This is a genomic window from Pseudomonas sp. P105 (genome assembly GCF_032614175.1).
GTDB lineage: Bacteria > Pseudomonadota > Gammaproteobacteria > Pseudomonadales > Pseudomonadaceae > Aquipseudomonas > Aquipseudomonas rhizophila.
This window is the reverse complement of record NZ_CP126693.1, coordinates 2,495,913-2,511,083: the sequence shown is the minus strand read 5'-3', so window position 1 is coordinate 2,511,083 and position 15,171 is coordinate 2,495,913. Positions and strand designations below refer to the sequence as shown.

Below are 15,171 nucleotides of genomic sequence, written 5' to 3'. Positions count from 1 at the left end.
TGCATACCGCGAACTCCCATAGGTTGGGTGTTCATCAGCGAGCGCCTCCTTCGACCGGCACTGCCTTGATCGCCGCCCTGGGCGTTTGCAGGCTCACGGGCGCCGCCCCCGGAATTGCCCGGGCCGAGGCCGGCAGTTGCGGGGCTTGCATGTCCGGCATCGCCCATCTGCGCTCCGGTTGCAGCAGGCCCTGGGCGCGGCGCATGAAGTCGTAGCGGTTGAGGGTGATGCCGCGCCCCGCCGCCGTGTCGCGGATGATGTAGGGGCGCAGGAACACCATCAGGTTGGTCTTGGTGATCTGCCGCCGCTCGTTGCGAAACAGCGCACCAATACCGGGGATGGTCGACAGCCACGGCACCGCGTCGTTGCTCTGGCTGTAACCGTCCTGCAACAACCCGCCAAGGACCATGATCTGCCCGTCGTCCAGCAGGATGCTGGTGTCGATGGCACGCTTGTTGGTGACAATCCCGCTGGCGCTCGAAGCGCGGTTGTCGACGCTGCTGACCTCTTGATAGATGTCGAGCTTGACCGTCCCGCCTTCGGAAATCTGCGGGCGGACGTTGAGCTTCAGACCCACCTCTTCACGGGTCACGGTCTGGAACGGGTTGTTGCTGGTGCCACCGCCGCCGGTGACGTAACTGCCGCTGACAAACGGAATGGTCTGGCCGACGAAAATGCTCGCCGCTTCGTTGTCCAGGGTCAGCAGGTTCGGCGTCGACAACACGTTGGTGCCGCCCTTGCTCTTCAACGCCCGGGCCAGGACCTTGAGGTCGAGGATCTTGCCGATGCCGGGAATGTCCACCGTGCCGTTGACCAGGCCCAGGTTCAAGCCCTGGGGCAACACGTCGATGCTGGTCTTGCCGTTGAGGTTGAGCCCGGTGCCACCGAGGTTGACGCCGCCGATCACGCCGCTGCCGCCCAGGTTACCGGTCTGCCATTGCACGCCGAACTCGCTGGCATCGTCCTCGCCGACCTCAACGATCAGGCTCTCGATCACCACTTGGGCGCGACGCTGGTCGAGCAGGTCGATGACTTCCCGCAGGTTGCGGTACAGCGGGTCCGGCGCGGAAATCAGCAGGGTATTGGTGGTGGCGTCGGCCTGGATGGTCACGCCGCCGGCACTGAAGGCGGTGCTCTGATCGTCCTGCGGCGAAGCCGAGCTTTGTCCGCTACTGCCTTGGGCATAACCATTGCCAGAGGTCGAAGCGCTACCGCCCGTGGTCCCGCTGGTGCTGGCGCCATCGCCGCTGCTCTGGCCGTTGGTGCTGGCGCCCATGCTGCTGAGCACCGAGCGCGAGTTATCACTGCCCTCGCCTTCGCTTTCCCCGGTGAGCAAGCCGCGCAGGGATTGGGCCAGTTTGCCGGCCTGGGCATTGCGCAGGTACACCACGTGCAGGTTGCTCGGGTTGTTCTGGGCGTTGTCGAGCTTGTAGATCAGGTTACGCGCCAGCTCGGTGCGCTCGGGGCTGCCGGCGCGGATGATGATGGCGTTGGAGCGCGGGTCGCCGATCACGTTGATCTTCTGGGTCTGGTCTCCGCCCTGGGTTTCCAGCAACTCGGAGACCATCTGCGCGATGTCCACGGCGATGCCGTTGTGTATCGGCACCACATCGGTGTCGATGGCGCTGGGGGTATCGATGCCTTCGATGAGCTGCGCCACCCGCGACAGGTTCTCGGCGTAATCGGTGATGACGATGGTGTTGTTGCCGGGGTAGGCATTGATCGGGTTGTTGGGCGACACGATCGGGCGCAACACCGGGATCAGGTTCACCGCGTTTTCGTATTGCAGGCGAAAGGTGCGGGTCAACATGCCGTTGCCGGCCGGTCTGTCGGCGCTGTAGATCGGCCCGCCCAGCAACTTGGCGTCGGCCTCAGGCACCACCTGGGCCACGCCACCGACGTCCACCACGCTAAAGCCCTGCATGCGCAGCGCGGCCAGCAGCATGTCATAGGCCTGGTGCGCCGGCACCTGACCTTCGGACACCAGCGTCAGGTTGCCCTTGACCCGAGGGTCCACCAGAAACTGTTGGCCGGTGGAACGGGACAAGGCCCGCACCACCGCCTGAATGTCGGCCTCGACAAAGTTCAGGGTCACCGGTTGGTCACCCAGCGGGCTGCGTGCAGGCGTACTGCTGCGGGGCTCGCGGGCACGGGCGGTGAGATCGACCGGGTGTCGCACCGGCGGTTTCTGTTCACGCATGGTCTGGGCCCGCTGACGGTCCAGCAGCGCATCGCCGCTGCGCTGAGTACTGCCCAGCGGAATGCCCAGTTCACTGTCCACCAGCAACGGTGGCTGCGACGTTGGCGGTGTGCTGTTGCAGGCGCTCAATGCCAGCAACAGAAACGGCACGCTCTTGCGCCAATGACGCGGGTATCGGGACCCCTTCATGAAGCTTCCTTAGCGCCTTGCGCCTGATCCATGCGAACGGTTCCGGACAGGGTGCCGGCGGTGTTTTCAGTGTTTTCGATGTTGTCGGTGTTGGCCGGGGCCGTGCGCCGCAAACGGGCTTCAAGCACTTGCAGGGAAAATTGCCGTGGACTGCTCAACAGCCAGCCCATCACCTCATCGGCCGGCGCGTCGTTGAAAGTGAGTTGCCAAGCCGCGTCCACGGCCTGCAACTGGTAGTGCTCGCTCAAGCCGCCGGCATCCAGGGCCTGGCGCAGAGCCGCTTCCAGAGGCTGGCCTGGCGCCGGGCCGCCGACGTCCCGCAACAACACTTCGAGGGCCTGGGTCTGCGCGCGCAACTTCGGCGTTTCGACCTGCCAATACGCAAGGGTTTGGAGCGGTGGCTGGATCAACAGCAACCAGACCAGCAGCCCGCCGAGTACCAGCGCCGCCAGCGACACGGCGCGCTGCTCGCGCACCGCCAGGCCCTGCCAGGACGTCCGGCCACGCGCGCGCAGGGTTTGCCACTGCGCCCATAGCCGTGCCGGGAATGGCTTATTCATCGTCGGCTTCCGGGGGGTGTTCGGAGGTGTCCTGCGCGCCCTGTCCGGGCAAAGCAGCACGCAAGGTCCAGCCCTGGTCATTGGCCGCAACGTCGATGCCGGCCTCGGTCAGGGGGATTTTCCAGTCGTCTGCGGCGGATGCTTTTTGTGCCTCGGCCACGAGCGTCAGGCGTAACTCACCGTTTTCAAACACCAGTTCCTGCACGTTGCCGCTCATGAACGGCATGGCGCTGCCCGCCTGTTGCACCAGGCTGGCGAAGCGTTGCGCCGGGTCCGCCGCTGTGCCGCTTTGGCGCGCGGCGATTTGCTGTCGGGCTTGTTGCAAGGGGTTGAGAATCACCGGCAGTTCGGGAAACGCCTGCTTTACCCGCTGGCTCATCTGCGCCTTGAGTCGTTGGCCCTGGGTGGCCTCACGGGTGGCGTAGAGATTGAGGCCGACCACCCACACCGCCAGCGCCACCGCGCAAAGCGTCGCCGCCCTGCCCCAACCGCCACGCTCGGCCGGGCCATGCGTCAGGCCAGCATGCAAGCCCCAGCCCGGCGCGGCACCAGTCCAGCGCTGGGGGGCGGGCAAGGTTTTGATCGAAACCTGCGGCGGCGAATCGCCCACCCACTGCAGCCCGGCCCCTGCCTCCAATAACCATTCATCCAACGCCTCGTCCAGCAGCGGCTGCACCACCGCGTGCTGCACGCTGTAACGCACCAGCAGGTGGCCGTCGTCGACGCAGGCCACCGGCCCGGACAACACTGGCAGGGCGTAGGCCGCCGGGTACAGCCCGTGCAAGTGCAGGCCGGCCTGGCGCAGCATCCGGCCCAGGGCATCGAGTGACTCTCGGTCGAGCCAGGCAATGTGCACCTGCCCGTCGGCACCGCGCGCGCTGTGAGCCACCTGCATGCGCTCGCTGGCACCGAGCATCAGCGCCTGGGCGGCGCAGTTCACCGCGGCGGTGATTTTCGCTGCCGGCAACTGCGGCAGTTCCAGACGGGTGAGCAAGCTGTCGCGCGGATGGAGAAAACATTCGACCCGCTGCTTCTTTGCACCCTGACCGAGGTCCCGGAGGTTGCTGTGCCCCTGGTCGCGGACCTGGCCCTGGCGATCGAGCCAGGCGAATGCCACCGGGCTGTCGAGGCTCAAGCTGCCCAGTGGCATCAACGCTATGCGCAAGCGAGTCATACGCCCACCCGTGACCAGATCACCTGAGGCATCCGGTCCTGGCTGCGTTGCAGCAAAGCATCCAGCACGACCCGCCGCTGCCCACTGCGCGCCTGACCCCGCAGGCGGAACCAGTCGCTGGTAATGCCGACCTTGACGGAGGCCATTTCCAGCTCAGGCATGCGCAGACGATTGACGAAATCCCCACGGTTGATAAACCAGTGGCCGCCGTCTCGCTCAGCGATCAGCGTCTGGGCCCGTTGCAACGACAACCCCGGCACGTAAGCAGCCAGCACCGGGGCGCTGGCGGTGTTGCCGTTGAGCCAGGTATTGGCCGGCAGAATCGTCACATAAGGCGCCAGTGTTTCTAGCACTTGCGGGGTGACACCCTTGATGCTGCGCAAATCCTGCAACGTGCGCAGCATGGGGCGTGTCGGCGCCAACGGCGTACCGGAAGCATCCGGCGAGGTGCTGCGACCGCTGTCGAACGTACTGCTCACCGCGGCCTTGTCCGCCAACTCTGGGTTCAACAGCCGTGGGTACGCGGCAATCACCCGCGCGACGATGCGCGCACGTACCGTCGCGGCGATACCCAGTTGCTCGCACAACCGTTCGAAGGTGCGCACCTGTTCCTGATCCACACGTTCATTGGCGACCAGATTGCGCAGGTTGAATTTGCCTTGCTCATCTTCCAGTCGCCCTTCGAAGGGGATGTCAGCCAGGCTGGAACCGGCCATCACGAAAGGGTTGGCCCAAGCCTGACCGAAGCGCGTGAGCGGATCGCGCTGACGTGCATCCCACAACAACTGGCGGCTCAATTGCAGGCCGCCCTGCAACCGCGCCGTGCCCTGGATACGCAACTGCTCGGCCTCCAGGCTGCGGGTAAACAGGGTTTGGCGGGTGAGCATGCCCCCGGCGATGACCGCCACCACGGCGGCGATCAGCAAGGCACTGATGACCGCCATGCCCCGCTGCTTCGCCGCGAAGGGCGAATCCGTTCGCATCACGGCCCTTATAACTGCCAGGAGCCGATGTCGGCATTTACACCATCGCCGTCAGGCTGGCCGTCGGCCCCCAGGGAAAAGATATCGACTTCACCATTGGCGCCCGGGTTGAGGTAGTTGTAGGGACGGCCCCATGGATCGTTGGGCAAGCGCTCCAGGTAGGAACGCCATGTGCTGTTTTTTGCATCAGCGGGCCGTTCCACCAGCACCTTGAGCCCCTGGTTCATGCTCGGGTAGCTGCCGTGGTCCAGGCGATAGAGTTTCAACGCCTGCATCAAACCGCCAATGTCCTGTTTTGCCGCCGTCGCCCGAGCCTGGTCCGGCCGGTCGAGGACCTTGGGCACCACCATCGCCGCCAGAATGCCAAGAATGACCACCACAACCATGATTTCGATCAGGGTGAAACCCTGCTGCCCGCGTGGGCCTTGGAGACGGGCGTTGTAACGGGCGATCTGCATCTCGACGGTCCTTCGCTGGATTCAATTCGTGGCGCAGTGTTGCAAGAAAATATGTCAGTGATATTGAAAATGCTCAGGAGCTTACGTCGTCAATCGGTCAACAATGGCGGTTAAGCTCGGGGGCTGCCTCCGCCCATAGAGCTCGCGCGATGCCACGTCACGCCCCACAAGCCGGCTTCACCCTGATCGAAGTGCTGGTCGCCCTGGCGATCATCGCCGTGGCCATGTCGGCGGCGGTGCGCGTGGCTGCGGTGATGACCCAAAGCAATGGGCTGCTGCGAGACAAGTCCATCGCACTGCTGGCGGCCCGCAGCCAACTGGCGCAACTGCACTTGGAGGGGCGTTTTGTGCAGGGTTCAAAAGTCATTGAATGCGATCAGGGACGGTTGCTGCTGCGTTGCGAACAGAACCTGCGCCCGGCGGAAAATGGCCGCATGTTGCGGGTTGAACTGACCGTGTCGGATCGCAGCCACGAAGCACCGCCGTTAGCGCGGTTGGAGACGTTGGTCAGCCGGGAAAAATAGCGGCTATACACGGTCCCTTTTGTCGAGGGAGCTTGTTCCCTCGCCGCAAGGGTTCGTCGTGATCTCAAGGACGGGTGAGTGAGGGTAAAGCCACCGAATCCGGCAATCGGGCCAAGGCCAGCCGCGTTTGCTGATTGCCCCGCTCGATCACCACCGCTTGCGCCTCGATCGACACCAGCCGCACCCCATGAGCCACCCGCTCTCCAGCCAGGAAACTACGAGGTGGGCCGTCGTTGAGACTGAGGATCGCCACAGCCCCGCGAGCGCCGGCCAGCACACCGCTGACCTTGATATCCACCGGCGCCGGCTGGTTGGAGAACCATTGCCGTGCAGGGTTATCGGAACGCTCGGCCAATCGTTGCGGGGCAACATCCGGCGTGCGGGATTCAGCCGATGTCAGTAGCAGCGAAGACCAGGTCGCCACCCCGGCCAATGCCGCCAACAGACCGAGTGCCTGGAGGAGTTGCGCCGGGGAAACTCGGTCGATGAACACCATGGTCTGGCTCTCCTTTTTTTATCCGGTCTCCAGCGTACGCCTCGATTCTCTCCGTTTTATTTCACATCCTTATCATCTTCACCGTGCAGGATGAATACCGACGCAAAGGAGCGCGCATGAACCTTGGCAAGCAACGCGGTTTCACCCTGATCGAATTGATGGTGGTACTGGTGATCATCGGCATCGCCAGTGCCGCGGTAGGTTTGAGCATCAAACCCGACCCGCTGAAGTTGCTGCGCCAGGACGCCGAGCGGCTGGCGCAACTGCTACAGCTCGCTCAAACCGAAGCCCGCGTCGACGGCCGGCCGATTAGCTGGCGCTGGGATGCCAAGGGGTTCGGTTTCAGCCGTCGGCAGGATCAAGGGCCAGGGCTGGATCGCTTCAAGGAGGATCCACAATTGCACCCACGCCGGTGGCAGAGCCCGTCCATGGAGGTTCATGTGGAACCTAGGCAGCGGGTCGTGTTGAGCGCCGAGTGGATCGGCGCGCCCCTGAACATTCGTTTGTCGGACGGCCAGAGCAGCATAAACGTCCAGCGCAGCGCCGCTGGCAGGGTGCAGATTCAATGAACGGCCGGGAGATGGGCTTCACCCTGCTTGAAGTCATGGTGGCGATTCTGCTGATGGCGGTGGTCAGCCTGATTGCCTGGCGCGGACTGGACAGCGTCACCCGGGCCGACAGCCATTTGCAGGCCAGCACCGAACAGACCGAAGCCTTGCTGCGAGTGTTGAATCAGCTGGAACGCGACGTAGCATTACGCGCCAGCATCGAGTTGAGCGAACCGTTAAACCCTGGAGTCGATGACCAGCCCTGGACCGCACCACCCGCCCTCACCGTACGCAGCACCGAAGGTCGGGGGTTTCGCCTGGATGTGATCCGGGTGGCCGCCGCTCAAGAAGGCACGTTGCAAAGGGTGCGCTGGTGGCTCGAGGGAGACACGCTTTACCGAGCCCAAGGCCAGGCCCGCAGCCGCTACCCATTGCCGGCACCCGGCGCGGGCGTGGCGGTGCTCAGCGAAGTCAGCAACGCCGGACTGCGTTACTGGGACAGGGAAAAAGGTTGGCGCAAGCTCAGCGGCAATCGCCAGGAAAACCCGCTGGGCATCGAAATCAGCCTGACACGGCAGACGCCACAAGGAATGGAAAAGTATCGACAGGTGTTGGGGCCGCTGGAGTGAGAGCAAACCCAGTGTGGCCGCGAGCCTGCTCGCGATGAGGCTCATCCGGATAGCGCTGAATCAGCTCAGCACCACCACCCCGCCCGGCAACTCGGTGCATTTGGCGCCATAGGCATCGCGGATCAACAGCGCCACGCCAGCCAGTTGATCAAGACGGAACCGCGCCTGGACCTTGCGCTGGCCCAATTCGCGATTGAGTAACAGCAACATGCCGGGACGGTAGCGGTTGATTTCGTCGATGACGCTGGCCAGAGTCGCGTCGTTGAACACCAGCACCTGCTCGCGCCAGGCAGTGGCCGCCGACACATCTGCGTTCTTTGGAGTGCCCACCCGGCCGCTGTCGTAGGTCAGTTGCATGCCCGACTCCAGTTGAAAACTCTGGCCGCGCACCTGGACCTGCACCACACCTTCCAGGCAGGTCGCGCAGACACTCTGGTCGATGTAGCGGATATTGAACCGAGCCCGAGCGGCGCTGATCCAGCCCGCGCCGGCCTGGACACTGACCGTCGAAGCACTGCTTCCCAGCACTTCAACTTCACCACCGAGCAACTCCAATCCTTCCCCTCCATCGGCCAACTGACGGCGGCTGAGGCGGGTTTGGGTATTCAGCTCAAGACTGACACCCTTGGCCAGTTCCACCCGGCGCTGTTCGCCAACCTCGGTGACGTAGTCGGCAGCGAGTCCGGAAACCCCACCGGGCACCGTGGCGCGGATCAACAGAAAACCTGCCGACGCCGCGATCGCGCCGCCGAGCAACGCCCGTCGTCCGAAATGTCGCGGCGCCTGCAACGCCTCGGCAGCCGGTTGCAGCCCGTGCCACAGCGCCTTGGCTTGCTCGAACGCCTGAGCGTGTTCGGGGCTTTGCCCGCACCATTGGCGCAGGGCCCGGGCATCGGCCACGGTGGCGCGGCCCGAGGTCAGCAGGACCAACCAGTCTTGGGCCTCGCTGGCCAGTCGGGCCTGAGGCGTGGCATCAGGGGAAGCAATGCTGAAGATGTTCAAGCGCACACATACTCACGAATTGGTCTGGTCTCTACTCTCAAGACTGTTTTCCCGCGCCGGGACCGAACCGCTGAATCACTTTTCTTTCCAGGCGCAGGGCGCAATGCCCCAGCGCGGCCTTGATTTCCTTCTCGACCATGCGCGTGGAAATGCCGAAACGTTGGGATATTTCCAGGTGCGGCGCTTCCTCCAGACGCGCGGCAATGAAAATCCTGCGACGCCGCGCCGGCAGCTCATACAGGGCCTTGAGCAAGGCCTGCAACTCCTTCTGCCCCCCCACCACCCGGGCCGGATCCAGCGCTTCATCGGAAATCTGCAGCAAGTCCTCGATTTCGCTGCCGGTGAGCAGGCGAGCATCGGCCTGCCGACGGTCGGCGGCAATGTTCAGCGCCATGCGATAGAGATAGGCACTGGGCTGGGCGATGTCCGGCGTCTCGACCATGCGATCGACCCGCAAGTAGGTTTCATGCAGCACATCGTTGGCCAGTTCCTCGGAGCCCAGGCGCTTGCGCAGGCGCACCTTGAAATCCTCATAAGAGGTGAGGAACAACTTGACCAACGGGCTGCGGCCAGAGTGTTTCATCGCCCCAAAACCCCTTCCCCTGCTGTGCACTCCATGCTTGTTCCTGATGAGTCGGGTAATAAAAGCAGGGTTACCGGTTGGCGCAATGAACTGGGCGCCGGGCGGTCGATCCTGAGGTTTTGCAAACTGTTGACCAAGGCCTTGTCACGCATCGGATCGCCCGTGGAACTGACCAGGCGGCTATGCTGAACCACGCCGTCCCGGCCGATCCACACTTGCAGCACCGCCCGAAAACTTCCCGGGCGGGTGAGTGGTGAACGACACAAGTTGCGCTGGATGACCGTTTGGATCGCCGCCGCATAGTTGCTGTCGCTCAAGCCCGGGGCCGCACCGGAAGGCAGCGGTACCTCGCGGACCCGCACCGGTTGCAACGTGAACGCATCCGCTCGGGCGTAATGCGCCGCGAGCCCGGTGCCGCGAAGCAACACATTGAGCCCTTGAGAAGCGGTGAACAGTCCCTGGACGCCCAGCGTATGGCGCTGGCTGGATAGTTGCTGATCCACCAGCACCGCCATACCCGTCGCCCGACTGAATTGCTCCAGCGCCGTGGTCAGTTCCTGCGGGGCGATGTCCAGCTCCACCAGGCTGTTCGCCTGGATCGGCGCGGCCAGCAACCACAACAACGCCATCAGCCCCCCCAAGGGTGACCTGGCCAATCCACGCCTGCGTCCGCCCCCGGCTCTGCCTTGCTGCACGACTGACGTATCCGTTGAAAACCGTCATCCTGAGGGCTGTTTATGAATGTCGTATGACAACTGATACAAATCCCTCGGACCCCACTAAACTCGTGCTCTGACAGCGAACCGCCTTCTGGGCGGGCCAGGAGGTCGACAATGAAACAGTGGATGAAAATGATGGCGGGCCTCGGACTGCTCATGGCCCAGCCTTGGGCCCATGGCGAAGAGGTACCGGCGTGTATCGAGGTGACCGTGGGTGGCTACAGAACCGCGGACTACAACTGCCTCAGCCGACAAATGGGCAATGATCCGCAGGCCGCGGCGGCCGCGCAACGCACGCAAGAGGCCTTGAATGTGCCCGTTAACAAACGCGCGCCGAACAGCATCGGCTTGGCGACCCCAGCGGCCACCAGCGTGCGCATGGGTAATACGTTTGGCACCTCGGTCAAGCCCCAGAGACCGCCGGTCCCGGCCAGCCCCTCGCCGCTGCCCAGATAACCCCTGTTTGTGGCCAGGGAACTTGCTCCTTGGCCGCAGGAGTGCGTTGCAACGTTAAAAGTGCTGGAGCCCCTACGCACCTCAAAACAGGCTTTGCACCTGCTCCAGGACTGCGCGGTTCATCTGGCCGGTGTGGGTATGCAGGCTCACATAGCTTTGCAGCATGTCCAGCTTGGTGTTGAGCAGGTCCCGACGGGCCTGGAATAACCGTTGTTGCGCATCAAGGATGTCCACCGTGGAGCGCACACCGCCCTGGAAGCCTTTTTCCGTCGAAGCCAGTGCCCGCTGGTTGGACTCCACTGCGCGCTGCATCGCCTTGCTTTTGGCGAAGCCGGCCACCACGCCCAGGTAATCGGTTTCGATCGTCTCGGCCAACTGCTGGCGTTGCACGTCATAGTCCGACTGCGCACCGGCCAGTTGCGCCTGGGCCTTGGCCACCGACGCTCGCACCGCCCCACCGCGATACAACGGAATATCCAACTGCAGCCCCACGTAATAGGTGTCCTGGCGCGGGTCAAGTTCCTGGTACTGGCGGGTTTCCCGGCGAGTCAACTGAGTGGTCAGTGCCAAGGTCGGATAATGCCCGGCGCGCTGGCTGTCGGCCTGGGCCTCGGCCACTTTCACCGCCGCCAGCCGGGCCGCCAGCTCGGGGCTGGCCTCGCGGGCAATCGCCGTCCAGTACGGCAGATCCTGCTCGGGTGGGATCGGGCTGCCGGCGGCAAGCTCCTCGCGCATCGGCGCAATGTCATCGATGGGCACATTGGCACGACCGGACAACGCCCGCAGCGCGGCCACGCGACGAGCCTCGGCTTCGGCCTCCTGGGCCTCGACCAGATCAAGCCGCGCCTGGGCTTCATCGATATCGGTGATCGCGCCCTGGCCACCCTCGAAGAGTTTTTTGCTCTGGATGACCAACCCGTGGATGGCGGCTTTTTGCTGGGCGATCAACTTGATCTCGTTTTCCGCCCGGGCGACGTCGAAGTAGCCCTTGGCAACCCGGTCGAACAGCGTCTGGCCGGCGACGTCGAAAAGCTGGCTGCCCAGTTGCCCTCGTGCCTTGCCTTCCTGATACGCCGCCCAGCGCGCCTTGTCGTAGAGCGCTTGCTGCGCCGCCAGGGTGACGTTGTTGGCCTGGTAATCGTTGCTGTTGACGTAACCGCTGTCGTCACCGCCATCGGTCCGCCCACCGCGGCCATAACGCGAAGTCAGCGACACTTGCGGATAGAGGCCGCCACGGCCAATCGCTTCTTCCTGCCGCGAGGCATCATAAGCATGGGTGGCTGACTGCAAAGTCGGGTCGTTGAGGCGGGAGGCATCGTACGCCGCGGTCAGGCTCAGGCCACCGTCGGCGGCCCAGGCGACATTGAGCATCGCCCAACTGGAGCACAGGCTCAGCAGCACGCGAGCGCTGTAACGGCATCGGTCGATCATGCTCATTCCTCTTTGAAGGCTGCCAGCAAGCGTTCGCGCAACGGTTTCATCAGGTAATTCATGAAGGTGCGCTCCCCCGTGACCACCGTCACATCGGCCAGCATGCCCGGACGCACCCACAACCCGGCGGCCTGCAACGAGGCGACCGTGTCGGCGGGAATCTCGACCTTGGCGGAGAAGTACGGCAAGTGCGTCTGTTCATCGATCAACTGGTCGGCCGACACCGTACTTACGGTGCCGGTTACCGTCGGCGTATCCACCCGTTGCAGCGCGGTGAAATGCACATGCACCGGCAACCCCGGACGCAACTTGTTGGCCATCAACGGCTCGAAACGCGCGGTAATCGCCATTGGCGCATCCAGCGGTACCACCTGCATCAGGGTTTGTCCGGCCTGGGCCACGCCGCCAACGGTATGCAGGCTCACGTCCATGACCTGCCCGGCCACTGGCGCACGGATAGCGCCGTTGTCGACTTCAAATTGCAAGGCACGCATCTGATCGGCATAACCGGCCGCCTCGGCGGAGACCTCGCTGAGCTGGGTTTCAGCATCGCGACGAAACTCCTGCTGCACTTGCAACGCCTTGAGCCTGCTTTCGTTGATGGCCTGGCGGGTCCGCCCGACATCACCCACGCCGGAGGCAATCTGGCCGGCCAGTTGAGCGGCGTTGCGCTCGGCCTCGAAGAGTTTGTTGCGCGGAACATAACCCTCACGGGCCAGCTCGCGCAGGCCTTCGAGCTCCTGTTGCTGAAAGCGCATCTGCGCGTCGTAGTTACGCTTGACGCCTTCATAGCCCTGCAATTGCTGCTGCAGCGCCGCGACCTCGTGTTCGATGATCTGCAAACGGCTGCCCAGCTCCGCGCGGCGGGTCAGAAACAACTGGTTTTGCAAGGCCATGGCGGCCTTGACCCGCGGCTCGTCGGCGCGCGCCAGCAGTTCAGCCGGCCATTGGATCTCGGCGCTGCCCAGGCGCTCGGCAATCAACCGCGCTTCAATGCTGCGATCGTTGAGCAACTTGCCCAGGGTCACGTCCAGTTGCGACTGCGCCTGCACGGTATTGAGCTGCACCAGCAACTGCCCCTGGTTGACTCGATCGCCATCGCTGACCAGCAGTTGGTCCACTACCCCGCCGACCAACGACTGCACTGCCTTGCGCTCGCCCGCCACCACCACGGTGCCACTGCCCACGACACCCTGGTCGAGGGGTGCCAGGAAGGCCCAGAGCAAAAAGCCTCCCAGCGTCAGGACCAGGAAGCCCACACCATACCGCGCAGCACCTCTGGCATCAGTACTGGCGCTGGGCAGGGTATTGGCGTCGAGCACGCTCAGTTGCTGCTCGCTGTGCGCCGATGCAGCCGGGGTCAGATCACGCATCTTCGCCAGCCTCCCTCACCGCAGCGGGCCTGGGCCCCGGCATCAATGCCTTGAGCACCCGGTCCCGTGGGCCGAAGGCTTGTTGGGCGCCGTCCTTGAGTACCAGGATGTGATCGACCACCGCCAGCACATTGGGTCGATGGGTGATCAGCACCACGGTACTGCCGGCGGCCTTGAGCGCATTGATCGCTTGTACCAGCGCCAGCTCACCTGCTTCATCGAGGTTGGAGTTGGGCTCGTCGAGCACAATCAGCGACGGGCGCCCGTAAAGTGCCCGGGCCAGGCCCAGGCGTTGCTTCTGCCCGCCAGACAAACCCAGCCCACCGGGGCCCAGTGGCGTGTCATAACCTTTGGGGAATCTGAGGATCATCTCGTGAATGCCGGCGTGACGAGCGGCGGCAATGATTTTGTCGGCATCCTGCTCGCCGAAGCGGGCGATGTTGTCGGCAACGCTGCCATCGAACAGCTCGATGTCCTGGGGCAAGTAACCCAGGTACGGGCCCAGGGCATCATGGGACCACTGGCTGATCTCGGCGTCATCCAGGCGCACCGAACCGCCGATGGCCGGCCATACCCCGACCAGCGCCCTGGCCAGCGTCGACTTGCCACTGGCGCTGGGACCGACTACGGCAAGCACTTCGCCCTTGGCCAGGCTGAAATTGATCCCGCGCACAATCGGTTGCGAGGCGCCGGGCGGGCCGACATACAGTTGCTCCAGGCGCACCGCGCCGGTGGGCGGCGGCAAGGGCATGCGCAGGCGCTCGCGGGGGTGCTGGGTAAGTAGCTGGCTCAGACGCTGATAGCTCTGGCGTCCGGCGTTGAATTGTTTCCAGGAGCCGATGGCAATTTCCACCGGTGCCAGGGCGCGGCCCAGCAGCAGCGACATGGCGATCATCATGCCCGCCGACATCTGCCCCTCGAGCACCAGCAACGCCCCCAGGCCCAGAGCCAGCGACTGTCCCGATATGCGCACGAAACGGGTTGCAGAAGTGATACGGGCACCACGATCACTGGCGTGGGCCTGCGCGGCAATGATGCGTTGTTGCAGCAGGCTCCAGCGCTGGCGCAACGGCCCGAGCATGCCCAGCGCCTGAATGACCTCGGCATTGTGGAGCGTGCTGTTGACATAGACAGACGACTGCACCCCCAGGCGATTGGCTTCACCCAACCGGGCGCGAGTCGCCAGCTCCCCCCACAACGCCAGGCCGATCAGCACCAGGGCGAGCACCAGGGTCAACACCCCGAACCATGGGTGAAAGATAAAAGCCACCAGCAGGAAGATCGGCAACCACGGCGCGTCCAGCAAAGCGATCAGGCCCTGGCCGGTGATCAACTGGCGCAACGTCGCCAAATCAGTGAGCACCTGGGCCGGGTTGGCGTTGTGCTCGCGCAGGCTGCGGGCGAAAGCGGCGTCGAAAATACGCTCGCCCAGGGCGTCGTCCAGCCCCGCACTCATGCGAATCATCACCTCGCCGCGAACCCACTCGATCAGGGCACTGAACAGAAACAGCGCCAGGGCGATCAAGGTCAGCATGAACAGGGTGGTTTCGTTGCGGCTGGTCAGGACCCGGTCGTACACCTGCATCATGTACAGCGATGGCACCAGCACCAACAGATTGATCACGCCGCTGAACAGCGCCAGCGACCAGAACACCCGGCGGTAACTTAATAAGGCAGCATCAATGTCATGACGCGGATCGAGTAGAAAGCGCATAGAGAATCAACCCGCAAAGGAATAGTCGGTCCCGGCGCAATCCATCGCGAGTTATTTGCCCGAAGGCGTCAAAAAAAGTGCGTCATGTCGCTGACGTGCAGCTATCTGGGTCGATCCTCGCCGCTACAGACG

16 protein-coding genes are annotated in these 15,171 nt (G+C 63.9%); 4 read left to right on the top strand and 12 right to left on the bottom strand.

All coding sequences use genetic code 11. The features are described from left to right. Nucleotides 1-34 precede the first annotated feature (34 nt). The 5 genes from gspD to gspG are packed head-to-tail and all read right to left on the bottom strand — an operon-like array spanning nt 35 to nt 5,564. A complete protein-coding gene (gspD, locus tag QOM08_RS11425) occupies nt 35-2,389 on the bottom strand; it encodes a type II secretion system secretin GspD (protein WP_316912969.1) in 2,355 nt (784 codons plus the stop codon). Next, entirely contained in the window at nt 2,386-2,949 is a 564-nt protein-coding gene (gspM, locus tag QOM08_RS11420; RefSeq protein WP_316912968.1) for a type II secretion system protein GspM, read from the bottom strand. Before gspM ends, gspD begins: the two co-directional genes overlap by 4 nt. Next, nucleotides 2,942-4,123, bottom strand: a complete 1,182-nt coding sequence (gene gspL, locus QOM08_RS11415; protein ID WP_316912967.1) for a type II secretion system protein GspL — start codon at nt 4,121-4,123, stop codon at nt 2,942-2,944. Before gspL ends, gspM begins: the two co-directional genes overlap by 8 nt. Continuing rightward, complete coding sequence (gene gspK, locus QOM08_RS11410; protein ID WP_310662901.1) at nt 4,120-5,106, bottom strand: type II secretion system minor pseudopilin GspK; 987 nt, start codon at nt 5,104-5,106, stop codon at nt 4,120-4,122. The genes gspL and gspK overlap by 4 nt, the downstream gene beginning before the upstream one ends. Before the next feature lie 8 nt (nt 5,107-5,114). Continuing rightward, nucleotides 5,115-5,564: a type II secretion system major pseudopilin GspG gene (gene gspG / locus QOM08_RS11405; RefSeq protein WP_076385242.1), complete on the bottom strand. Its 450-nt coding sequence runs from the start codon at nt 5,562-5,564 to the stop codon at nt 5,115-5,117. Between the two features lie 149 nt (nt 5,565-5,713). Between gspG and gspI the strand changes: the two genes are divergently transcribed. Continuing rightward, complete coding sequence (gene gspI / locus QOM08_RS11400) at nt 5,714-6,088, top strand: type II secretion system minor pseudopilin GspI (protein ID WP_047228932.1); 375 nt, start codon at nt 5,714-5,716, stop codon at nt 6,086-6,088. 64 nt (nt 6,089-6,152) lie between these two features. Here gspI and QOM08_RS11395 read toward each other — a convergent pair whose 3' ends face one another. After that, complete coding sequence (locus QOM08_RS11395) at nt 6,153-6,584, bottom strand: type II secretion system protein N (RefSeq protein WP_047228931.1); 432 nt, start codon at nt 6,582-6,584, stop codon at nt 6,153-6,155. Nucleotides 6,585-6,700: 116 nt separating this feature from the next. On the opposite strand from QOM08_RS11395, the gene gspH reads away from it, so the two are divergent. Both gspH and QOM08_RS11385 read left to right on the top strand, forming a co-directional pair. After that, entirely contained in the window at nt 6,701-7,153 is a 453-nt protein-coding gene (gene gspH / locus QOM08_RS11390) for a type II secretion system minor pseudopilin GspH (protein ID WP_139050495.1), read from the top strand. Then, nucleotides 7,150-7,761, top strand: a complete 612-nt coding sequence (locus QOM08_RS11385) for a type II secretion system protein GspJ (protein WP_316912966.1) — start codon at nt 7,150-7,152, stop codon at nt 7,759-7,761. Before gspH ends, QOM08_RS11385 begins: the two co-directional genes overlap by 4 nt. Nucleotides 7,762-7,821: 60 nt before the next feature. Here the strand turns inward: QOM08_RS11385 and QOM08_RS11380 are convergent, their stop codons facing one another. From QOM08_RS11380 to QOM08_RS11370, 3 genes are read right to left on the bottom strand one after another with little or no spacing between them, the layout of a single operon-like run. Then, entirely contained in the window at nt 7,822-8,763 is a 942-nt protein-coding gene (locus QOM08_RS11380) for a FecR family protein (RefSeq protein ID WP_316913222.1), read from the bottom strand. A 37-nt stretch (nt 8,764-8,800) separates the two neighbouring features. Further along, nucleotides 8,801-9,346 carry a sigma-70 family RNA polymerase sigma factor gene (locus QOM08_RS11375; RefSeq protein WP_316912965.1) on the bottom strand — a complete coding sequence of 182 codons (546 nt, stop codon included), beginning with the start codon at nt 9,344-9,346 and terminating at the stop codon, nt 8,801-8,803. Further along, on the bottom strand, nt 9,343-9,975 hold the full coding sequence (locus QOM08_RS11370; RefSeq protein WP_139050497.1) for a TonB C-terminal domain-containing protein: 633 nt from the start codon (nt 9,973-9,975) through the stop codon (nt 9,343-9,345). Before QOM08_RS11370 ends, QOM08_RS11375 begins: the two co-directional genes overlap by 4 nt. 204 nt (nt 9,976-10,179) lie before the next feature. Between QOM08_RS11370 and QOM08_RS11365 the strand changes: the two genes are divergently transcribed. Continuing rightward, nucleotides 10,180-10,521 carry a hypothetical protein gene (locus tag QOM08_RS11365; RefSeq protein WP_047228926.1) on the top strand — a complete coding sequence of 114 codons (342 nt, stop codon included), beginning with the start codon at nt 10,180-10,182 and terminating at the stop codon, nt 10,519-10,521. Nucleotides 10,522-10,602: 81 nt separating this feature from the next. Here the strand turns inward: QOM08_RS11365 and QOM08_RS11360 are convergent, their stop codons facing one another. The 3 genes from QOM08_RS11360 to QOM08_RS11350 are packed head-to-tail and all read right to left on the bottom strand — an operon-like array spanning nt 10,603 to nt 15,039. After that, on the bottom strand, nt 10,603-11,952 hold the full coding sequence (locus QOM08_RS11360) for a TolC family outer membrane protein (protein ID WP_076385252.1): 1,350 nt from the start codon (nt 11,950-11,952) through the stop codon (nt 10,603-10,605). A 2-nt stretch (nt 11,953-11,954) separates the two neighbouring features. Beyond that, complete coding sequence (locus QOM08_RS11355) at nt 11,955-13,325, bottom strand: HlyD family type I secretion periplasmic adaptor subunit (RefSeq protein ID WP_310662899.1); 1,371 nt, start codon at nt 13,323-13,325, stop codon at nt 11,955-11,957. Next, nucleotides 13,318-15,039: a type I secretion system permease/ATPase gene (locus QOM08_RS11350; protein ID WP_076385254.1), complete on the bottom strand. Its 1,722-nt coding sequence runs from the start codon at nt 15,037-15,039 to the stop codon at nt 13,318-13,320. The genes QOM08_RS11355 and QOM08_RS11350 overlap by 8 nt, the downstream gene beginning before the upstream one ends. Nucleotides 15,040-15,171: the final 132 nt, after the last annotated feature.